This window comes from Bifidobacterium [indicum] DSM 20214 = LMG 11587 (assembly GCF_000706765.1).
GTDB classification, from domain to species: domain Bacteria; phylum Actinomycetota; class Actinomycetes; order Actinomycetales; family Bifidobacteriaceae; genus Bombiscardovia; species Bombiscardovia coryneformis.
On sequence record NZ_CP006018.1, the window covers coordinates 1,423,829 to 1,444,730 of the forward strand.

Below are 20,902 nucleotides of genomic sequence, written 5' to 3' on the forward strand. Positions count from 1 at the left end.
CGACCGGGGGCGCGGCCTGGCGGGCATCGGGTGGAATGACCAGTCTATCGGACGAACCGACATGCAGGGCCATGACAGAGGGCGACCGGCCCGTCCCAAAAGGGGCGGAGCCGGTCACGGTAGCGGTCCGAGGTGGCGGACCCGCAGGGGTCAGAGCATGCAGCTGACGCAGCCCTCGACCTCGGTACCCTCCAGGGCCTGCTGGCGGATGCGGATGTAGTAGAGGGTCTTGATCCCCTTGCGCCAGGCGTAGATCTGGGCCTTGTTCAGGTCACGGGTGGTGGCCGTATCGGGGAAGAAGAGGGTCAGCGAGAGCCCCTGGTCCACATGCTGGGTGGCCTCGGCATAGGTATCCACTATCTTCTGCCAACCAATCTCATAGGCATCCTCGAAGTACTCAAGGTTCTCATTGGTCATATAGGGAGCCGGATAGTAGACGCGCCCGATCTTACCCTCCTTGCGAATCTCGATCTTGGAGGCAATCGGGTGGATGGAGCTGGTTGAGTGGTTGATGTATGAAATCGAACCGGTGGGGGGAACGGCCTGGAGGTTCTGGTTGTAGATGCCGTCCTTGAGGATGTCCGCCTGGAGCTGCTTCCAATCCTCGACGGTGGGAATCTCCACCCCGTACTGGTTGAAGAGATCCTTGACCCGCTGGGTTCTGGGTTCCAGGGACCTGCGGCCATCCGTGTACTTATCGAAGTAGTTCCCCTGCCCGGCCGGCTTGGCATAGTCGGACCTGGGGAAGGAATCGAAGGCCTTCCCCCGCTCGACGGCAATCCTATGCGAGGCCTTGTAAGAGTGGTAGGCAACGGTCATGAAGTACATGTCCGTAAAGTCCAACCCCTCCTCGGACCCGTAGTGAATTCCCTCACGGGCCAGGAATCCATGGAGGTTCATCTGCCCCAGACCGATGGCGTGACCCTCATCGTTGCCCCGCTTGATGGAGGGGACGGCCTCGATGTTGGTATGGTCCGCCACCGAGGTCAGGGCCCGCACCGAGGTCTCCACCGTGTCGGCCAGACCACCATCCATGGCCTTGGCGATGTTGAGGGACCCCAGGTTGCAGGAAATGTCGCGACCGACATGGTCGTAGTCAAGGTTCTCGGTATAGGTGCTGGGCTCCTGGACCTGAAGAATCTCCGAGCAGAGGTTCGACATGGTGATGCGCCCGTCAATCGGGTTGGCCTTATTGACCGTGTCCTCAAAGAGGATGTAGGGGTAACCGGACTCGAACTGGATCTCGGCCAGGGTCATGAAGAAGTCACGGGCGTCGATGTACTTCTTGTGGATTCGCTTGTCCTTGACCATCTCATCGTAGTGCTCGCTGATGGAGATGTCCGCGAAGGGCTTCCCGTAGATCCTCTCCACATCGTAGGGGGAGAAGAGGGCCATGGGGGCCCTCTGCTTGGCCAGCTCGAAGGTGATGTCGGGAATGACCACGCCCAGGGCGAGGGACTTGATGCGAATCTTCTCGTCCGCGTTCTCACGCTTGGTATCCAGGAAGCGCATGATATCGGGATGGTGGGCCGAAAGATAAACGGCACCTGCACCCTGACGGGCACCAAGCTGGTTGGCGTAGGAGAAGGAGTCCTCCAGGAGCTTCATAACCGGCACCACGCCGCTGGACTGGTTCTCGATGTGCTTGATGGGTGCGCCCATCTCGCGCAGATTGCTGAGGAGAAGGGCGACGCCGCCGCCGCGCTTGGAGAGCTGGAGGGCGGCATTGACGCCACGGGAGATGGACTCCATATTGTCTTCGATACGCACCAGGAAGCAGGAGACCGGCTCCCCCCTCTGAGCCTTGCCCAGGTTCAGGAAGGTGGGCGTGGCGGGCTGGAAGCGGCCGGAGATGATCTCATCCGCATACTTGATTGCCGCGTCCTCGTCACCATCCGCCAGCTCCAGGGCCACGGCCACTGAACGCTGGGGGAAGTCCTCAAGGTACTGCTTGCCGTCAAAGCTCTTCAGCGCATAGGAGGTATAGAACTTGAAGGCACCCAGGAAGGTATCGAACTCGAATCCGCTTTTGGCTGCGTGGTCGTAGATCCTGTCCAGGAACTCGGGGGTGTAACGCTCGAAGACCTTCCGATCGTAGTACTCGTTATCCAGCAGATACCTGAGCCGCTCGGCCGTGGAGGGGAAGGCCATGGTGTTGGCAGCCACATGGTGGGTGACATACTGGCGCTCGGCCTCCTTGTCCTTGTTGAATTGGATCCTGCCATCCGCGTCATAGAGGTTGAGCATGGCGTTCAGCGCATGATAGTCATGCGCTGGATCATGGTCCTGCTCCTCACGGGTCCCCGTCTTGTCCAAACTGAGCGAAGTATCGTCGTAGGCGCCCATCTGCGTCCTTTCCTGGCTTGTCTGTATCGGTGTCTTGTTGTTTTTATTCAGGATGATTGTGGAAGAAGTCGAGCACACCCTTACGGACCTTGTCTTCGTCTTCCTTGGTGCCCATGAGTTCGAAATAGTAGAGGAAGGGCACCTGGCACTTGCGTGAGATGATGTCACCGGCCATGCAGAAGGCGTCGCCGAAGTTGGTGTTGCCCGAAGCGATGACCCCACGGATGCAGGCCCGGTTCTGCGGATCGTTGAGGAAGCGCTTTATCTGGGGCATGACCGCCTTCTTGGCCGAACCGCCACCATAGGTCGGCACCACCAGAATGTAAGGTTGGTTCACCTTGAGCTCAGGATCCTTGGGACGGAGGGGGATTCGGAACACATCAATCCCCTCATCCTCCAGATGGCAATTGGCGATGAATCTGGCCGTGTTCTGCGAGGCCGAGGAGAAATAGACCACCGACCCTACACGGTCCCCCTTTGCAGCCAGCTCCGGAGGGCTGACCTCCCCCTGGCCCCCCGACCCGACTGGACCCGGTTTCGCCATATCCGACATACGATGACCTCCTGAAGCCTCCGGATCTCCCCGGATAAAACCTGCGTGCTCCCTGCCTTCAAATCAGGAAGCCTCAACTACTATATATGGGGACTCGCCGCAAAACGAGCACCACATATTGTGCCAACTGTTCTTCATCTCACATAGATGCCCATCCCGGGCAATATTTCAGAAATCCCAGTCGCCGTCATCCGTGGACTCCGAATGTCCCATGACATAGGATGACCCGGACCCGGAGAAGAAATCGTGATTCTCATTGGCCGACGGAGACAGTGCGGCCAGAATCTCCGAACTGACAGCGGTCTGGTCCGATCCGAACCGTGCCGGATAGCCCAGGTTCATCAGCGCCTTGTTGGCGTTGTACCGAACAAAGGCGAAGACATCGTCCACAAAGGGGAACCCCTCATAGATCTGGCCCGAGTAGACCATCTCCATGTCATAGAGCCTGTCGAGAAGGTCATTGGTGAACTTCTCCAGCATGACGCGGTCACCCTCGGTCCTATCCTCCAGGCCCCGCTGGAACTTATAACCGGAGTAGTAGCCATGAATGGCCTTGTCGCGCAGAATCAGGCGAATCATATCAGCCGTGTTCATCAGCTTGGCGTGACTGGAGAAATACAGCGGCAGATAGAACCCGGCATAGAGCATGAGGGAGGAGAGCATGGTGGAAGCCACCTTGCGCTTCAACGGATCATCGCTGACATACTCCTGCAGGACCGCATGGACCCGCTCCTGGAGGACGTCATTGGCCACGGCCCAGCGATAGGCCCTGTCGATCTCGTCACTGGAGCAGAGGGTGGAGAAGACCGACGAGTAGGACCGGGCATGGACCGACTGCATGAAGGCGATATTGGTATAGATGGCCTGCTCCTGCTCGGTGCGGGCATGATCTATCTGAACCAGCTCTCCGATGGTGGCCTGGGTGGTATCCAGCATGGTCAGACCGGTGAAGACCCGGACCGTGGTCTGCCGCTCATGCTCGGTCAGACCATTCCAGGAGGGAATGTCATTGGACAGAGGAACCTTTTCGGGGAGCCAGAAGTTGGAGACCAGGCGATTCCAGACCTCCAGGTCCTTCTCATCGGTGATGTGGTTCCAATTGACCGGTCGGACCCTGCCCTCGGGATTGACCCGGTACTCGGGCGGGGTAATGGAGGCCTTCATCATCGCATCATCCGCATAGGCCCCGGCTGCCTCGGTCTCGATTTTCGCACTCATGTCCGTCCTACCTTTCATAACGTCTTCTACCCCCGCTCATATGGTTCTCGTCCGCAGCAGTCCTTGGACGTACCCTGCAACAGACGGATATGGATAGGGCTACTGCCGTACAGGCACTAGATATTGTTATCTCCAGTGCAGGCAACCACAATATATAGGCTCCCAAGAGCGGACACAAGCCTAAAAGCGGGTGTTTATGGCAGCTTGTGAGAAACCTAACAAAAACTTCGACCCCTCAAAGATTGGCTGTTCGGGACCTGGCATCCCTGTTCCACAAGCCATAAACAGAGGGGGAAAAGCGAAGGACAGAAAAGGGCCATGCCAGCGCATACAGAGCCGGGCGGTCTCCCTTGACCGCCCGCGGCTCCCACAAATCCTCAGATCAGCCCCTGCTCCTTAAGATCGGCACAGACCCGGATGACCCGGTCGTTGGCCTCGGCCTCCCCGATGGTTATGCGTATGCCTTCGTTCGGGAAGGCCCTGACCGCGAGACCGTTGGCAAGGAAGCTCTCATAGGCCTGGTCCGTGGCCCCACCCAGGGGCAACCAGAAGTAGTTGGCCCGGGAGCGGGGAATCCACCATCCCTGCCCCTCCAGGGCGGCAACCACCTTGGCTCGTTCCTTCATGATGCCTTCCACGCGATCCCGGAGCTGGTCGGACACATCGAGACTGACCATGGCGGCCTCCTGGGCCATGTCGCTGACACCGAAGGGCAGGGCCACCTTGCTCAGTCCCTGGACCACCTCGGCCGGTGCCACAGCGTAGCCGATGCGCAGGCCGGCCAAGCCATAGGCCTTGGAAAAGGTTCTTGCCACAACCACATTGGGATGATTCCGCATGAGTTCCAGCCCCTTGGCCTGGGCGGGATCGTCATTGAACTGGAAATACGCCTCGTCGAAGAGAACCAGGACATCATCGGGCACCGCCTCAAGCAGGTGCAGCGCCTCCTCCTGCGAAACCGAAGTACCCGTAGGATTGTTGGGATTATTGACGATGACCAGGCGCGTTCTGTCGGTCAGAGAGGCAATCATGGCCTCGATGTCGTGCCCGCCCCTGTCGTTCAACGGCACCGGCACGCAGGTGGCTCCGGCACCGGTCACGATGATGGGATAGGCCTCGAAACTCCGCCAGGGATACATCACCTCATCCCCCTCGCCGGCCACAAGATTGACCAGCTGGGTGATGACCTCCGTCGACCCGCACCCCAGCTGGATGTTCTCCGGGGCAACCTGGTGCAGGCGGGCCAGGCGCTCGACGAGCACCGTCCCACGCATATCCGGATAGCGGTTCAGGTGCACCAGGGCCCGGTCCGACACGGCCTCCCTGACAGCGGCCAGAGGAGGATAGGGGTTCTCATTGCTGGAGATCTTATAGGGGGTCAGTCCCGGGGTGACCGGAGCCGCCTTGCCCTGCCTGTAGCCGGGCAGGGCGTCAATGGAAGAGCGATGTCTGTATGCCATGGCCACCATGGTAGCGAGCCATGCGCCGGGCACAAGCTTCAGGACCACTTACGACACCACAGGGCTCGCATGGCGGACCCGGACGGCGCCCGGATACGAAAAAGCCGGGGCCCCTCAGGGCACCCGGCCAGAAAAATCGATAAGGTCCAGCCTACTTGAGGATGGCCAGCACGTCGCGCGCGGACACGATCAGGTAGTCCTCACCACCATAGGTGACCTCGGTGCCGCCGTACTTGGAATACAGAACCTTGTCGCCAACCTTGACATCCATGGGGATACGCTCCCCCTTGTCATCACGGCGTCCGGGACCGGCAGCCAGGACTTCGCCCTGCTGGGGCTTCTCCTTGGCGGTATCAGGAATCACCAGACCCGAAGCGGTCTTGGTCTCCGCCTCAGCCTGCTTGATGACGATCTTATCTTCCAACGGTGTGAGTGCAATCGACACTGTGGACCTCCCTACATCTGTGAGAACAGCCAATAAACCCACGCCGGAACGTCGATGAGAGGCTGACGAACACTCACCACGCATTCCTTTGCGCTACCTGTCATCGTAGCGCGAAATTAGCACTCTGCCAACTTGAGTGCTAATGCCGACAGTGAACAGTCACCGCAGGGTCGGGCACTCAGTCCTGCCTGGACGGCTGCCGACGGGCCAGGATGGCCTCGACTCCGATGGAGAGCGAGTCCGAGCTCTGCTTGGGAACCTCCACGTCGGCCTCCATCTCACGCTGATGGAAGTCCTTGGGCATATCCACCCGGCCCTTTTCGGAAGAGCCGGTTCCGGTCTTGCCTGCACGGTCGGCGTTCTTTCGCTTCCCTGCCTTCTTCCCTCGGGTTTCCGCCTTGGCTGGCTCGGCCTTGGAGACCTGCCTTGTGGACTTGATCTCCAGACTCTGCGGCCCTTCGGACTCCGGCATCGATCCATTCCGGGGTGAACCCAGGGAGAAGGAAATCAAATCCTGGGATGCGGCCATCTCAAAGGCGTCCAGGGCAGGAGAGGGCTTGATCCGCTCCAGTTCGTGGGTGGCATCCTGACCCGCGTCGCCCGATACCTGAGCAGCAGCAGCAGCAGTGAAGGACTCCAGGTTGACCTGCTGTCCTCGAAGAGAGACCGTACCTTTTCCTGCCTTCCGTGCAGCCTTCCCCGTTTTCCCGGCCCCGGCAGGCTGCCCTGCTTTCTCGGCACTTGAAGTGGAGTTCCTCTCAGCAGCATTCCGTACACCGCCACGGTGCTCGGAGCGATCGGCAATCTTGGCATCCGCCGACGGGGTCTTCCCGCCCTTGGTTGCACCCTTCTCGCCGGTCCCGGTATTCGTCGCCGCATTTTCGGTCTTGCGCTTACGGGCACTCAGGGCAGCGCGCTTGTCCTCGCGGGCCTTGGCAATGGTCCGGTTGATTTCCTGTTGGTCAAGGACATCCGTTGCAATCTCCGAGGGCGACCCCACGGACTCCCCGCCATCAGCCGGAGCCACGGCGGCCCTGCCGGAAGGACGGCCGCCACCTTTCGTCAGGCTGGCGGCTCGCTGGCGACGCTGGAGGGCCTTGCGCCGGGCCAGGTTGGCCTCCCAGGCACGGGCCTGAGCCGATGCATGGGCCCCGGCAATCAGAACCATGACCGTCAGAGCCAGGGGAATGAGCATGAACCAGAAGCTGTACTCCATAGGGAAGGAGAACCCGGCAACCAGGGCCGTCACCACCAGCAGGGAGACGACCAGAATGCGCCGCCTGCGAATCGCCTCCCGGCGCATCTGCCGAACGCGCCGGATTCGCTGGGCTTCACCCAGCGAGGCTTTGTCCTGCTGCTTCTGCTGCATGACCAACCCTTTCGCTGTTTGCGGCCCGGCATCACCGAACCGCATGCCGTCCTGCTCCCCAACCATGTGAAGGGAGGTGGACAGCTTGTCCTGACGGTGCTCCGAGGCCCGTTTCATACCTCTTACGGTCCGCCCCGGCAACCAAGCCAGTACCAGAATCGCCGCAATCACCACCATAACGATGCTGCTGAGCGATTCGTAAACCATAAGGCCCTACGTTAGTTGACGGCATACCCCAAATAGACCGGGAAGGCGAGGCGTGTCGGCCTTCTGGACCTTTCCTGGACGAATGGGACGGATCATGAACGGCCCTAAAGCCGGTCCAGAATCCGCGGATCGTAATCCTCCGACAAAAGACTGAAAGTCAGATGATCCCTCCAGGCCCCATTCACATACATGTATCCCCTTCTCAGCCCCTCAGGCTTCAGACCCACCTTGCGTGCCACGGCAAGGGATCTTTGATTCTCCGGCAGAATGGCCACCTCTATGCGGTGCAGATGAGGGCCCGTATCGGCCCGGAAGGCCCAGTCAGCCAGCAGGGCCAGGGAAAGCGGTGCGAAACCATGACCGATCCACTTCTCGGCGACCCAATAGCCCACCACAGCCGTTCGCATGGCCCCGTAGCAGATTGCCCCAAGTGATACCTGCCCGACCAGCCTGGTCTGAAACTCCATCAGGAAGAGGGCCGAACTTCCCTCACGCCTGGACCGCTCCAGGGAGCTCATCCATTGGGCGTAACTCATGCCGGGGCCGTGCGTGGGGTCGCCGGATTCCCAAGGCGCAAGCCAGTCCCGGTTATCCCACCGCACCCGGTTCCACTCCTCCTGGTCATTCTCCCGGATGGGTCTCAGGCAAAAATCACCGTGCCCCGGTGGCGCAGTGAGCCGATCGGGGAGAATCAGGGCACGGGCCTGATCACGGGACTGACTGCCATGCCAGGCATCACGCAAGGACTGGAGGACGGACATATCTCCATGGTCTCACCAAACGATCGCCAAATCGCCCCGAACTCACCGGTATCCTCGTCCGGCCACCGCTGGGGGCTACCAATCGTGGGAATCTCCTGATAAAACGGTCCTTATGACCCTGACGGCCCGGCACACTGTCATGTTGCCGCTCACGTCTCCGGTCGCGTTTCGTCAACCACCGGATAGGAGAAGCCATGCCAGTGGAGAACGACCCGAGCACGGGGAGGATGGGCGCGAGCGCCCAAACCCCACACGGTGGGGTCATGGACCAGAATGGGAGTTGCAAGAACGCCCTGCGCAAGAGGCGCTTGTCGGAGCGGCACCACATCAGCGACGACCGACTCTCTAAGGCTGGTCGGAATCTGGCCGTGCAGTTGCTCGAATCGGTTCTCCCGATGGTTGCATCGAAAGAAGAAGACCGGATGGATGCGTCAGATCACGGCAGGGAGGAAGCCGTCCTTGGCGACATCCCGAGGGCCGCTGCTTTCTCTTCCATACGGGGTGAGGTTCCTACGGACGACCTCCTCAAGACCCTCCTGGATTGCGGCTATCAGGTCCTCATACCCAAATTGGGCACCGGCTTGGAGGTCGGATGGGGCCTCATGAGCGGACCGACCGACCTGGGCCGGATGGAGACCATCGGCGGCTGGCGGCCCGATGAACCCGAGGGCGTCAGCCTACCTGCCGAAAGCCTGGCCGGAGCCCGCCTGATTCTGGTACCCGCCCTCTCCATAGACACCTTGGGGACCAGGCTGGGTCGGGGCGGCGGTTGGTACGACCGGGCCCTGGTAAATCGGACGGACGGAGCCCTGGTTGTGGGCATCTGCTGGGAGGAGGAGCTGGTCACGGATCCTCTCCCCCACCTGCCCCATGACCTGCCTGTCGATGCCGTCCTGACACCGACGGGATTCACGCTTACAGCGGCAGGCCGGTCACGTCGAGCGTCTTTCGGGTCATAATAAGGGTCGGAAGAGTCAGAACCCACCGCCTATGGTCGCCAGTACCGCTAGGATGTGGGTGTTGACCAGACTCGTGTAGAGAACGATTACCAGCGGAGGGAACGAACGGTGCCTACCTATCATTACCGTTGCAAGAACTGCGGTTACGACTTCACGGAGGAGCAGTCCTTCGACGACGACCCCATCACCATCTGCCCCAAGTGCAATGAGGAACAGGTCCGCAAGGTCTTCTCCGCTGTTCCCATCGAGTTCAAGGGGCACGGCTTCTATCGCACCGATGGGGCCTCGGGGTCCTCCGACTCCGGCAAGTAGCACTTCCAGTCATACTTGACCACATCAGCCATGGAACCCGGCAAATCAGGTAATCACCTGACAGCCTGGGTCCATGGCTGATTTTCATCTCTCCAGGGCACACGGCCCTTCCGGTCGGACAGACAACCAACTGGCCGTTCGACGGCGCCTCCATACGGTACGCCGATTGGGCGCCTCATTTTGCCTGGGTCTGGCGGTCTTTTCACTCCTGCAGATATTGATGGGCCTGATGGGACACCGGGAGATTCTTGTTGCAGTCTCTGACATAGCCCGCGGCGATATAATCACCACATCCATGGTCTCGACCAGAACCATGACCGGCTCCTACGATCTGCCCGGCTCTTTTTCCTCACCCGACCAGGTCCTGGGCCAAATCACCCGGGTATCCGTCACCCGAGACCGCCCACTTCTGGATGTTATGGTCGCCGGCCGTTATCCGGAACCACCCGGGACGACCTCCGTAAGCCTCCACCTGTCCAGCAGCACCGACTCCCTGGACCCGGGCGACCAGGTCAAGCTGCTGGCTCCCCACGGTTGTCAGCCTCAGGAAGCAGTCCCTTCGAATCTTGTCGTCCACCCCACTTCGGCAACCGGCGACTCCGGTTCTGACGGGCCATGCGTCCTATCACAGCAGGCACTGATTCTCAACCTCCCCCCGAAGCCCAAGACCTCATCAACCACCGGCCCGGACACCTCCACGCCCAAGCAGGAGGCTCGACTTGTCACCATGGCGATGGAGCCCGATGATGCTGTGAGGGTCCTCTCCATGGACCCGGACACTCCCCTGGTGGCCGTCCGCCTGAAGAACGGGGACGGTATCGAGGGCCCCGGTCCGACACCCTCCGAAGACAATAAGCACCATCCCGAGGCCATGACACCGATAATGAAAACAGGAATCCAGACACATGTGCCTTGAGCACAGTGAAGGATAGGGAGGAAAGTCATGGACTCAATCAATCATTTCGCAGTCGAGGAGACCGCACAGGCGGCCAGGAAAATCTCCGAGGTCAGCAACAAGGGCGTGGTGGGAGAGTTCAAGCAGTTCATCTCCCGGGGGTCGATGATCGACATGGCCGTCGGTGTGGTCATGGGCTCCGCCGTGACCACCATCGTCAACTCCATCGTCAACAACCTGATCAGCCCCTTGATCGCCATGATCTTCGGCAAGCCGGACCTGTCGGGACTACTGACCATCACCTACCGGAACGCCACCATATCCTTCGGTGCGGTGCTCACGGCCCTGCTGAACTTCTTCCTCATCGCCCTTGCCGTCTATTTCTGCATCATCCTGCCGATCAACAAGCTGCGGCAGATCAGCAGGGCGGCCTCAGGGGTCAAGGACAAGCCCGGAACCCCCTCCACCGAGGACCAGACCCTCCAGCTCCTGCAGCAGATTGCCGCCGACATCCGCGCAACCCGGACGGATGAAAACCAGGGTGAGCATGCTGCAGAGCGTCCCGAATCCAGCCTGTGAATTTCAAACAGCCTGGAATCATGGCAAGGTGAGCCCCGAGGGGAACGCTCCCGACGGGGGCCGGATTTCAAAAAGAGTCCCTGCCTGCAACCAGAACAACCGGTTGCAGGCAGGGACTTTCAGTACTCAAACGGACTCCCGGTCCGGAGAGCGGCCCGCAGACAAAGAGTCGGCCATCCGATGCTCAGTCCTTGCCCTCAGCCGGGAAGAGACCCCAGTGGGGAGGAAGCTCGTCCAGGATGCGACGGTCATCCTCGCTCCGTCGGTCCTCTTCGGTCTGCCTATCCGTGGAATCCATGAAGGTGCTGTCGGCATCGAACCGTTCCGTCCCCGTGCGCACCACACGACGGTGTCGGCGGGGACGACCAGGACTTTCCGCTTCTACCATCAGTGGGCCTGCTGGTAGATATCCGCCAAGCGGGCGACGATACGGTCGGCTTCCTTATCCGGATTGACGAAGGTCGAGACGCTCCAGACGGTCATGACGGACCAACCCAGCCTTTGCAGGTCCTCCGTGTTGAAGCGATGGCGCTCACGGGTGGACTGGGTATGCATGAATTCGACATTATCGGTCAGGACGGCCAGGGCGTAGGGCTTGTCCTTGAGACCAACCACCAGCGGAATCCTGGGGGAATCCTCATATCCGTAGTCGACCGCAACATCCAATCCACGCGAGCGCAGACGCTGGGCCAGGTCACGGAAGAGGACGTTGGTCGATTCGGATGCCGAACCCGGCTGGGGTTCTTCATCACCCAGGCCCTCAACCCAGGCCAGGAGCTCCTTCAGGAGCTTGGGGCCAGGCTGGTGGAGACGATCGTCCTCCAGGTCCTGGGATTCGAACGCAGTGATGATATCCAGGTCACGGTCAGCCAAGGCCAGAGCATCCAGGAGCATTCCGCTGCCGCCGTCACCCTCCAGCTCGCCGAATTGCTGCAGGAGACGACCATGGGAGGTCTTGGCAAAGCCCAGGGTCAGCACCACATCCGTGGCCTTGGCCCCGCATACCTCATCGATACCGATGATGCGTACATGTCGGAGGAACTTGCCGAAAGCCTGATCTTTGGCGGCCGCGGCCTTCAACTCGGCCCCCAACCTGGAACGGTGGTTGGAGGAGAGGGTCACGACAGTCAGGATGTATGAGGCAGGCACGATGGAGAAGGAGGCCGCCCGCTGCCGGAGGAGGTCCACAACGGCCATCACCTCCTGCTGGTTGGACTCGACCAGGCCGGTCGCCATGACTGGCACACCGGTACCTTCGACCCTGGTCAGCCTGACCCTTCCGCAGGATCGTTCACAAGGCAGCGAAGCGGGAAGGGTTCCATACCCATGCCCCTGGAGGAAGCCGGACAGGAGCGGGCTGCGTCTGGACGGGCGGGCGGGGGCCTGGACCGGAACCAGCTGGTCGACCAGCTGGAGGAGACCCTCCGAGGTAATGGTCGGACGATGGGCGATGACCGCCACCTGCCCGGCCCTGGCCAGGACGGTCAGGACCTGGATGGAGGGCATATGGGCCCCGGCATCGATGATGACCGTATCGGCCAGCTGAGTCGGATTGGTCCGGGTGGCCAGGGTTGCAGGGGTGGCGATGATGATGGGCTTTGTAGCTGCCAGAATGCCGGGATGCGCCTGCTGGAAGGCCGACAGGGATGCGCTGGGGTTCCCGGCCAGCATGGTATGGAACTGGTTGGCCTCCTGGGTGCGGGAGAAGAGCAGCTCCGAAAGACGCTTCTCGCTCTCCTGGGCCACCATGGGTCCAACACTGTCCACGTGCTGTGCATCAACCTGGTTGAAACGCTCGGCGGCATTGGACAGGGCCGAGCCATCCTGGTTGGAGATGATCTGGGAGGAGTGCATGATGTCATCGAAGACCGTGGTCCACCAGGCCAGCCCCAGCTCTCCTCGGACGGCCTCGCGCTCCACCTGCCGGGTGCGGAGGTCCTGAACAAGATCATCCAGCCCAACAGCCTTGAACTCCCCTTCCAGGGAGCAACGCTCCGGCAGGGTATCCAGGGACAGGTGGTCATCAAAGAGGGCCTTGAGCCTCTCCTCCACCTTGTTGAATTCCATGATTTCCAGGTCGCCGCCGCTGGGCGTGGTGGTCAGGACCGTATCCAGGGCCGTCATGTCCTGGATCAGGGCATCCTGGGTGTCGATTATCGTATCCAGCTTGGGCGGAAGAACGGGCCAGCCGCCATGGGGAACAAAGGTGCGCCATTGGTCGGCCTGCTTGGCCACCACCTGAAGTGCCGCATGCAGGTCTTCGGCCTGGGCACCCGGCCTGAGCAGGCTCTTGGCCTCCTTGACCAGTCGACGGCGTTCCCAGAAGCCAAGATTGGTTCCGTTGGCCTTTCGGTCGGCCTTGGACTTGGTGGCCTCGATCATGGCCGGAATATCACGCTCGAAAATGGCTGGCTGGAACACGTCGAGGACCCGGCGCAGGTTCTTCAGGACAACCACCTGCTTCCCCCAGTCACGAACAGTGGCAGGCACCGGAAAACCGCAGGTCTCCACGGTGGACTTGACCTGCTCACGGGTGGCGGGCAGAAGCCGCTGAAGGAGGCGGACGACCCTGGCATAGGCGTCCACGGCCTCATTCTCGCTGGTCAGGGTGGCCCCGAACCAGGGGGTGTCGTCGGGCCCGATGGTGAATTCACCCAGCTGAGCCGCACGCTCCAACTTCTCGGCCCAGACATCCATCTGCGCCTGGAGGGAGTGGGCCGTAGCCGCACTCAGGCGGACCCTGGTCACAGGATGGGAGGGAAGGTTGGCAATCTGGGCAAGGTTCTGGATGGTCTGGTAGGCCGAGACTCCCCAACCCGTGTCCACACCGTGCAGGTCGCCCAGGTACCGGGTGAGCCGGGTACGCACGCCCACCAACTCGTCGGCCACCTGGTCGAAGTGTTCGGTCGCCTTACCGGGCTTGAAGCCCACAGCATCAATCAGACGTCGATCCAGGGCTTGACTGAACTGACCGTCGGTCATATCAAGGACCATATCAGCCATGCCGTTGGCCTCAAGCCGGTGCTGGAACCGACGCTTCTGCTCAACCACACAGGGCACGTAGAGAACCGTCCGCCCCGCCGCGACACAGCGGGCTGCGATGGCCAGGGCATCTTCCGCGCTCTCCCGACCGGTCTGTTCATCCAGGAGGACGCTGTGGCCCGAGCCAACCAGTTGGGCGGCATACCTGACCTGGTTATCAACGTCTCCGGCCTCGAATTCACTGTGCGGGTCGGCATCGAAAGGACTGTACTCAGGTACGGACTCGCCCCTGAGCCTGGCAGAGGCCTCCTGGTCTCCTGCCATGGCATCCAGCAGATCATTGCCGGTCGGCCCGGCCTCCATCCTGTCCAGGATGGTCAGGCTCTCCCCCAGCAGCTGGGCGGAGGGCTCGATGTAGCATCCAAGAACGATTTTCCGTTCAATCGTAAAGTCGTTGATCTTGGGGGCAATCAGCTCGGTCATGTCCTTGAAGAGGGACGAGGTCTCTGGGGTGCCACCTTCGTAGTGCGAGGCGGAGAAGAGCCTGGAGGTGTCCAGATTGACCCCCCTCTCCCGCATGGCGGAGATAAAGACCGGATTCAGGTCGACCTTTCCCGTGAAGCGGATGGAGGCCCGGGATGCCCCTTCCCGTCCTTCCTCGATGCAGACCGGGTAAAGGAGGACGGGCATGGCCTTGCCCTGCCAGGCTGCCACACCCACCACCAGGGAGAGCTGGGCGCAACCGCTTATACGCTCTTTTGCCGCCTGGTCGTCGAGTACCCGCTCCAGACGTCGATGGGCGGCGCGAAGCATCCCCCTGTCCCTGAAGAGGGCATTCAGGTGCACCTGCCCGCTGGCGAACAGCTGGGCGATTCCCGAGGGATGGGCATGGGTCAGATCCATTTGCGCAGCCAGTTGCCCAACGTTTTCCAGGGGGGTGACCCCGGCCTGGTTCTGGTAGTCCTGCCTCCACGACCGGATGCGGTCCAAGGCAGACATGCCGGTCTCTTCCCGCTCAGGTTCGCGGGCGGACCCGTTTCGATCTTCCTGGCTCATTCCTACGCTTCCCTGCTCCTGGGCCATCTCGTCACTGTTCACTATCTGTTCGCTCATTCCTGACTCACTTCCCGGTGGCATTCAGATACTCGCGATAGCCCTCATTGGCCTGAAGGGCCTCATCGATATCCTCGTTGCCCTGGGCGGACAACCAGGCGTAAAGGTCATCATAAAGGGCAGGATTCATGGCCAGGAAGGGCAGCAACTGGGTGTGTTTGGCCATCTCGAACTGGAGGGCGAAATCGGAGGTGCGCTTGGCGTCGTCCGAACTCATCCCATCCACTTCGATGACTTCCTCCTGATTGCCATACTCCCCCTTGGCAACCCGATCAAAGACGGAACCCGGCTCGAATGCAGGCCGGTAGGTCTGCTCAGCATCTGCCGAACTGACCTCAATCTCCTGGCGCTCCCCGGCCATTTCCTGTTCCTGCTGGGCCATACGGGCCAGTTCGACTGCGCCGAGTGGCTGGAAGGCCCCCTCCTGTGTGGGCTGCTGGGCTGAGGTTTCGTGCTGGACCTGGGCAGCGTGCTGCTGCGGCTGGATAGCCGGCTGCATACCGGTCTGGGTCTGGACTGGCAACGGCTGTCGGGCTTGAACCTGCGGCTGAGCCTGAGGCTGGGGCTGGACCTGAGGCTGTGATTGGGCCTGCGACTGGGGCATAGCACCTGCATACGGCCGAACCTGAGGCTGGGGCTGACCCTGCTCAGCCGGGGCAGGAGTACCCGCCTCGCCTGCCTGGGCGTTTCTGGCATCGTCGAACAGATTGCGCTGGACCGGAGGCTTCCCCTCCTGTCCTACAGGCTGGGCCAGGACCGGCAGACCATCCACCTGCTGATTGCCCTGCGCGGATTGGGCGGGCACCTGCTGCTCAGACGTTTCTGGCAGGTTTTGGGCCGGGGGCTGCTGCCGAGTCTGTGCCTGGGGTTCAACATCGGGCCGTGGCTGTGATGGGGCTCCTGCAGACTGTACATTTTGTGCTGGCACCTGGTCACCCTGGGAGGGAATCTGCGACTGGGTGGCTGCGGCATCACCTGCACCCAAGGCCATGTCATGCAGGGCACTGACCCGGTTCCGGACCCCGTCGGCACGGAAAATACCCGTCGGTTCGCCCGCCCTCATGTCAAGGATGTCGTCCACCGACATACCGGAGGCATCCGGTTCCACTGGTTCCCTCCGCTCATTCGCGTAGGAGAAGAGATCAGGCACCTGGCGGGCCTGGCTGTCCTCCGCCCGGACCTGTGCCTCGACCTGAACGAAGTCCACCGGCACATCCCCGAACTGGAAACGCACGGAAGATCCCGGCAGAAGGAAGTCGGCCTGGCTGGGCAGACGGACCAGGGAACCATCGCCCTGAACCAGATAGGAGCCATTGGTGGATCCCATGTCACGCAGGACAGCGGAACCATCCTCGCCATAGGTGAAAACGGCATGGCGTTTGGACATGGACTTGGTCCCATCGGGAACCTCAAGGCGTCGTCTGCCATCATCGCCGAGAGGCCTCAGGGGCTTACGCCCAATCTCCAAGCTCTGACCGGGTTCCAGTCTGGTCTCTTCGACCCCATTGACCTTAATCATCCACTCCAGCTTTGGTCTCTGACCGTCACTCACGCTATGGACCTCCCAATCTGCAGCCGCCTTCACACAGTAATAAGGCTATTGTGTCATGAAATCCTGAAATAGGTCCGCCCGCGATATGAATCGACCGATAACCGGCACATCATCCACATCATCGACAGGTCGGGCACCCATCCCAGAGCCCCATTACACGAAATCAGGACTTATCCGCAAACGCCGGGGACGCCCGGCGGCAAGGACGATCAAAAGTACAATCGGTTCCGGCCGACACCCCGAAAGGCGTCGGCCGGAACCGATACGACCGTGCAGCAGATCACTGCCGGTCAAGAGTGCCGAGTGCCGTCAGACATCGGTCTCATCCCTGTCATCCTCGGGGTGGGGAGTCATGTAGACCTCGAACTCCTCATCATCGGGAACAGTGGAGTCATTGATCCGTTCGCCGGGAACCCGATGGTAGGAAACCGTGCCGTAGGCCGGAACCTCAACCAGTCGCCACCTGGCCCCCTCACCATTGATGCCGACCGCCGCCTGAACGGGGGTTCCGGTCGGGTTATAGAGGATGAGACTGATTTCTCCACACCCTCGGACGAAGGCCACCGAGCCAAGGCCACCCCTGCGGCCATCAGGGGTATAGGAGGTGGAGGCAACCCTGCGCGCCCCCACCGGCACGTCCTGGCCATAGTTGCGCAGCATGAAGTACTCCATGTTCCGCTTCACCTTGCCGGTCCCTGAGTCAATCGTGATGACGCCACGGCGGCCCACGGTCTTGGCCCAACTGGGTAGACCACGCTCGTCCAAGGCCAGGTTCCACAGATCGATCATGCCCACGCCCTGGCGGACCAGGCCCGTGCCGATTTCGCCGAACATGACATGGCTGGCCTCTTCAACGGTCTCATCCAGCATGCAACGACGCTCGCTCATGATGCCCCTCCACTGGGGGAACTGACGGCTTGCGTTGAAGACCCACTTCGGCAGACCGGAATAGGTATGGAGGGCGAAGCCGGCAAAGCTGAGGGACTCGGTCGGGGTCATGTACTCACTGACAGGCCGGGTGAAGAACCGAAGTCCATCATCCCCGAAGAATATCTCGACCTCGGGGAAACTGTGGTCCAGGGCCGGGCGCAGATAGTCAACGCCCCAACGTGTCAGCTCCTCCGGGGTCCAGACGGTCATGGGCCAGGAGGGATTGTTGGAGGGTTCGTTCTGCATGGTCACGGCTGCAATCGGGATGCCCAAGTCGCGGTAGGCCTGGATGAACCTGACGAAGTACTGGGCGTAGACGTAATCGATTTTGTCCTTGTTCCGGTACCCGTTGCCACAGTACTCACCCAGCCGCAACCGGCCCGACCCTTCAAGTCGGTTGCTGGTCTTCATCCACGCCGGAGCCGTCCAGGGAGAGGCCAGGATACGGATGCCGGGGTTGATGGCCATGATCTCCTGAAGGACCGGTACCACATACTTCATGTCCCTGGTGGCATCGGGAGAGCCGGGCTCCCCCTCGCCGATGGAGAAGTGATCCAGGGCCGCATCCGTCACCACGCCATCGGGCAGGTCGTCATACGAGTAGTAACGCTGGCTCGAAAAGTCACAGGACCCGATGCAGATGCGGAGGGTAGAGAATCCACCCTGGGCCGGATCGAACATCTCGGTCAGTATCCTGCTGCGCTGACCCGCGTCCATACTGGTCATGAACAGGTAGGCACTGGAATCGGTCAGGGCCGCTCCGGCACCCTCCCAAAGCTGATACTGCCGGGTCGGATCAACCTGAATCGGGACGGCCTGACCCGGATCTGACACCGTGGCCGGAGAGTCCATTGGCCGACGCCTTTGGAAGAGGTCACCCGATGTGATTGTCCATAGTTCTTTCATGCTTGCCTCGTTTCACGAATTTCCACGACTACCGCCATTGGGGTTTGCCCGGGCCCACCCTGCCGCTCTGTCACGTTCAGGACTTGCCCGGGGCCTTGTCATCCATAAGACCCGAAGCGGGAATATCCAGGACGAACTCCCCATCATCCGGAACCGACGACCTGTTGATCCTTGAATCATCCGACTGGTGCATGGTCACCGTTCCCCAGGCGGGCACCGACACCAGCTGCCAGCGATTCCCCCACCCGTTCACAGTGACGGCCGCCCTTATCGGGGTACCTGTCGGGTTGTAGATGTGGGCGCTGATGGACCCGTCCGGGGCCATGAAAGCCACCGACCCCAGGCCTCCGCTCCATCCGTTGGGGGTGTAGTTACTGGACTCGATGACCCTGGACCCCGGTTCCACATCCTGACCGAAGGCCCTGAGCATGAAGTACTCGAGGTTGCGGCGAACCCGCCCGGTGGCACGGTCGATGGTGACGACGCCACGGCGGCCATCCGCTCCGATCTGGTTGGGCAGGCCCCGTTCGTCCAGTGCCATGTTCCAGAGGGTGATGAAGGATTCCCCGTTCCGGACAAGCCAGTTTCCAATCACGCCCGACATGATGTGGGCCGCGTCCTCGACCGTCTCGTTGAGCATGCACCTGCGCTCGGTCATCCCATAGATCCACTGGGGGTAGACCCTGGTGGCGTTGGGCAGCTTGGCGTAGTCGTCGTCATACACATGGAGCGTCAGGCCGTCAATCGATCCAGCCTGGGCCGGGCTGACGTCCCGGTCGACCGGACCGGTCAGGCTGTGCGCGGAATCATCGTTGATGAAGATTTTGACCTGAGGGTGGCTCCTATCGAGAGCCGGGCGCAGGAATCTGTGGGCGAAGTCCGCCTGCTGGGCCAGGGTCCATGTCATGGCGGGCCAGGGAGCCGCGTTGGAAGGTTCGTTCTGGACCGTGACCGCCCAGATGGGGATGCCCAGGGCCTCCATCTCGTCCACGTACCTGGCGAAGTAGCGTGCATAGACCCCCTCAAACGAATCCTCCAGTGGGTCATACCCATTGCCTGTCCACTCATTGAACCGGAGGTGACCACCCTGGCAGAGATGCCCCGTGTTCTTCATCCAGGCCGGGGCGCTCCAGGGGGAGGCGATGATTCGCACGGCCGGATTGATGGAGAGGATTTCCCTGACGACCGGGATGATGTACTTGAAGTCCTTGGTGGCATCGGGCGCGCCCGGTTCCCCTTCACCCAGGGAGAAGTGTTTCAGGTCCTTGTCATGGTCCCCGTAGGGAATGTCGTCATAGGTGTAATACGGCTGGGAGGACGGTTCGCAGGACCCCAGGGGAATGCGGATGCAGGAGAACCCGGCCTTGTCGGGATTGAACATGTCGTCCAACATGGCATGGCGTTGTTCCTTGGACTGGCATCCCCAGATCAGCGAGGCTGCGGCATCGGTGATGGCGGCTCCGGCACCCAACCAGGGCTGATGCTGTTGACTCGGGTCGATGACTATCGGCGTGGCACCATCAGGGGTATCGGCGAACCCCGGCGAATCCAGGGGGCGCCGCCGGTCCGACAGGTCTCCCGATGTCACGGTCCAATACTGGTTGCTGAACATGTGCGTCATTGCATTCCTCTTAACGTCGACCTCGAACGGGAAGAATCAGGGCAGTAAACCAAGATACAGAGGCATAGTAACATATTTAATCACTATTGCTCAACTTGAGTCAGAAACAATCAACTGCTGATATAGATCATCACGACGGTCGCGAACGCCCCATCTACATCGATGAAGGTTCCCCCTCGTCGGCTCCGCTCCGACCCGGCCAAACCTCATTGCGATATGAAAAACCCCGCTCCATGGAGAACCATGGTGCGGGGCTTGCAGTTCAAGCAGCTCCTTCAGGAGCCTGCAATCACTTGAGCTCGACGGTGGCGCCGGCTTCTTCCAGCTGGGACTTCGCCTTGTCGGCGTCTTCCTTCTTGGCACCTTCCAGAACGGGCTTGGGGGTGTCGTCGACCAGAGCCTTGGCGTCGGCCAGGCCCAGGTTGGTGATGGCGCGAACGGCCTTGATGACCTGGATCTTCTTGTCGCCAACGCTGGAGAGGATGACGTCGAACTCGGACTTCTCCTCCTCGGCCGGTGCGGCTGCACCGGGGGCGGCGGCAACGGCTGCCACGGGAGCGGCGGCCTCAACGTCGAACTCATCCTCGAACTTCTTGACGAAGTCGGACAGCTCGACCAGGGTCATTTCCTTGAACGCGTCGATGAGCTCATCAGCAGAGAGCTTAGCCATGATGGCTTCCTTTCATTTGTGGCA

17 protein-coding genes are annotated in these 20,902 nt (G+C 61.1%); 4 read left to right on the forward strand and 13 right to left on the reverse strand.

Annotated features, from left to right (window positions below; genetic code table 11):
- Positions 1-150: 150 nt before the first annotated feature.
- The 7 genes from nrdE to BINDI_RS05795 form a co-directional block, all read right to left on the reverse strand.
- On the reverse strand, positions 151-2,346 hold the full coding sequence (gene nrdE / locus BINDI_RS05765; protein WP_033490690.1) for a class 1b ribonucleoside-diphosphate reductase subunit alpha: 2,196 nt from the start codon (positions 2,344-2,346) through the stop codon (positions 151-153).
- A 43-nt stretch (positions 2,347-2,389) separates the two neighbouring features.
- Positions 2,390-2,890 carry a class Ib ribonucleoside-diphosphate reductase assembly flavoprotein NrdI gene (gene nrdI / locus BINDI_RS05770; protein ID WP_052108975.1) on the reverse strand — a complete coding sequence of 167 codons (501 nt, stop codon included), beginning with the start codon at positions 2,888-2,890 and terminating at the stop codon, positions 2,390-2,392.
- A gap of 177 nt (positions 2,891-3,067) precedes the next feature.
- Positions 3,068-4,063, reverse strand: coding sequence for a class 1b ribonucleoside-diphosphate reductase subunit beta (gene nrdF, locus BINDI_RS05775; RefSeq protein ID WP_051875816.1), 996 nt, complete (start codon positions 4,061-4,063; stop codon positions 3,068-3,070).
- Between the two features lie 431 nt (positions 4,064-4,494).
- Positions 4,495-5,577 (reverse strand): histidinol-phosphate transaminase, encoded by a 1,083-nt coding sequence (hisC, locus tag BINDI_RS05780; RefSeq protein WP_033491001.1) that lies wholly within the window; start codon positions 5,575-5,577, stop codon positions 4,495-4,497.
- Positions 5,578-5,728: 151 nt separating this feature from the next.
- Complete coding sequence (gene groES / locus BINDI_RS05785; protein WP_033490691.1) at positions 5,729-6,022, reverse strand: co-chaperone GroES; 294 nt, start codon at positions 6,020-6,022, stop codon at positions 5,729-5,731.
- A 178-nt stretch (positions 6,023-6,200) separates the two neighbouring features.
- Positions 6,201-7,598 (reverse strand): hypothetical protein, encoded by a 1,398-nt coding sequence (locus tag BINDI_RS05790; RefSeq protein WP_148301991.1) that lies wholly within the window; start codon positions 7,596-7,598, stop codon positions 6,201-6,203.
- Positions 7,599-7,702: 104 nt separating this feature from the next.
- Complete coding sequence (locus BINDI_RS05795) at positions 7,703-8,359, reverse strand: GNAT family N-acetyltransferase (RefSeq protein ID WP_033490693.1); 657 nt, start codon at positions 8,357-8,359, stop codon at positions 7,703-7,705.
- A 194-nt stretch (positions 8,360-8,553) separates the two neighbouring features.
- Here BINDI_RS05795 and BINDI_RS05800 point away from each other — a divergent pair, with 194 nt between their 5' ends.
- From BINDI_RS05800 to mscL, 4 genes are all read left to right on the forward strand, one after another.
- Complete coding sequence (locus tag BINDI_RS05800; protein WP_081830822.1) at positions 8,554-9,318, forward strand: 5-formyltetrahydrofolate cyclo-ligase; 765 nt, start codon at positions 8,554-8,556, stop codon at positions 9,316-9,318.
- Positions 9,319-9,426: 108 nt separating this feature from the next.
- Entirely contained in the window at positions 9,427-9,630 is a 204-nt protein-coding gene (locus BINDI_RS05805; RefSeq protein ID WP_033490694.1) for an FmdB family zinc ribbon protein, read from the forward strand.
- 73 nt (positions 9,631-9,703) lie between these two features.
- On the forward strand, positions 9,704-10,546 hold the full coding sequence (locus BINDI_RS05810; RefSeq protein ID WP_041031344.1) for an SAF domain-containing protein: 843 nt from the start codon (positions 9,704-9,706) through the stop codon (positions 10,544-10,546).
- Between the two features lie 27 nt (positions 10,547-10,573).
- Positions 10,574-11,104 carry a large conductance mechanosensitive channel protein MscL gene (gene mscL / locus BINDI_RS05815; protein WP_033490696.1) on the forward strand — a complete coding sequence of 177 codons (531 nt, stop codon included), beginning with the start codon at positions 10,574-10,576 and terminating at the stop codon, positions 11,102-11,104.
- A gap of 184 nt (positions 11,105-11,288) precedes the next feature.
- Here mscL and BINDI_RS05820 read toward each other — a convergent pair whose 3' ends face one another.
- The 6 genes from BINDI_RS05820 to rplL form a co-directional block, all read right to left on the reverse strand.
- Positions 11,289-11,492 carry a hypothetical protein gene (locus BINDI_RS05820; RefSeq protein WP_033490697.1) on the reverse strand — a complete coding sequence of 68 codons (204 nt, stop codon included), beginning with the start codon at positions 11,490-11,492 and terminating at the stop codon, positions 11,289-11,291.
- Positions 11,492-15,142: a PDDEXK-like endonuclease domain-containing protein gene (locus BINDI_RS05825; protein ID WP_437123913.1), complete on the reverse strand. Its 3,651-nt coding sequence runs from the start codon at positions 15,140-15,142 to the stop codon at positions 11,492-11,494. The genes BINDI_RS05820 and BINDI_RS05825 overlap by 1 nt, the downstream gene beginning before the upstream one ends.
- Before the next feature lie 64 nt (positions 15,143-15,206).
- Positions 15,207-16,718, reverse strand: a complete 1,512-nt coding sequence (locus BINDI_RS05830; protein WP_033490698.1) for an FHA domain-containing protein — start codon at positions 16,716-16,718, stop codon at positions 15,207-15,209.
- Positions 16,719-17,060: 342 nt separating this feature from the next.
- Positions 17,061-18,533, reverse strand: coding sequence for a glycoside hydrolase family 30 protein (locus tag BINDI_RS05835; protein ID WP_237742935.1), 1,473 nt, complete (start codon positions 18,531-18,533; stop codon positions 17,061-17,063).
- Positions 18,534-18,663: 130 nt separating this feature from the next.
- Positions 18,664-20,199 (reverse strand): glycoside hydrolase family 30 protein, encoded by a 1,536-nt coding sequence (locus BINDI_RS05840; protein ID WP_237742936.1) that lies wholly within the window; start codon positions 20,197-20,199, stop codon positions 18,664-18,666.
- 298 nt (positions 20,200-20,497) lie between these two features.
- Positions 20,498-20,878 carry a 50S ribosomal protein L7/L12 gene (gene rplL / locus BINDI_RS05845; RefSeq protein ID WP_033490701.1) on the reverse strand — a complete coding sequence of 127 codons (381 nt, stop codon included), beginning with the start codon at positions 20,876-20,878 and terminating at the stop codon, positions 20,498-20,500.
- Positions 20,879-20,902: the final 24 nt, after the last annotated feature.

Bases quoted from the DNA above. Each gene is read 5' to 3' on its own strand.
- hisC (WP_033491001.1), bottom strand. From the start codon at position 5,577: ATGGCATACAGACATCGCTCTTCCATTGACGCCCTGCCCGGCTACAGG.
- BINDI_RS05800 (WP_081830822.1), top strand. From the start codon at position 8,554: ATGCCAGTGGAGAACGACCCGAGCACGGGGAGGATGGGCGCGAGCGCC.
- nrdE (WP_033490690.1), bottom strand. From the start codon at position 2,346: ATGGGCGCCTACGACGATACTTCGCTCAGTTTGGACAAGACGGGGACC.
- nrdF (WP_051875816.1), bottom strand. From the start codon at position 4,063: ATGAAGGCCTCCATTACCCCGCCCGAGTACCGGGTCAATCCCGAGGGC.
- BINDI_RS05820 (WP_033490697.1), bottom strand. From the start codon at position 11,492: ATGGTAGAAGCGGAAAGTCCTGGTCGTCCCCGCCGACACCGTCGTGTG.
- BINDI_RS05790 (WP_148301991.1), bottom strand. From the start codon at position 7,598: ATGGTTTACGAATCGCTCAGCAGCATCGTTATGGTGGTGATTGCGGCG.
- BINDI_RS05810 (WP_041031344.1), top strand. From the start codon at position 9,704: ATGGCTGATTTTCATCTCTCCAGGGCACACGGCCCTTCCGGTCGGACA.
- BINDI_RS05835 (WP_237742935.1), bottom strand. From the start codon at position 18,533: ATGGACTCTCCGGCCACGGTGTCAGATCCGGGTCAGGCCGTCCCGATT.
- mscL (WP_033490696.1), top strand. From the start codon at position 10,574: ATGGACTCAATCAATCATTTCGCAGTCGAGGAGACCGCACAGGCGGCC.
- BINDI_RS05830 (WP_033490698.1), bottom strand. From the start codon at position 16,718: ATGATTAAGGTCAATGGGGTCGAAGAGACCAGACTGGAACCCGGTCAG.
- BINDI_RS05825 (WP_437123913.1), bottom strand. From the start codon at position 15,142: ATGAGCCAGGAAGATCGAAACGGGTCCGCCCGCGAACCTGAGCGGGAA.
- nrdI (WP_052108975.1), bottom strand. From the start codon at position 2,890: ATGGCGAAACCGGGTCCAGTCGGGTCGGGGGGCCAGGGGGAGGTCAGC.
- rplL (WP_033490701.1), bottom strand. From the start codon at position 20,878: ATGGCTAAGCTCTCTGCTGATGAGCTCATCGACGCGTTCAAGGAAATG.
- BINDI_RS05840 (WP_237742936.1), bottom strand. From the start codon at position 20,199: ATGTTCAGCAACCAGTATTGGACCGTGACATCGGGAGACCTGTCGGAC.
- BINDI_RS05795 (WP_033490693.1), bottom strand. From the start codon at position 8,359: ATGTCCGTCCTCCAGTCCTTGCGTGATGCCTGGCATGGCAGTCAGTCC.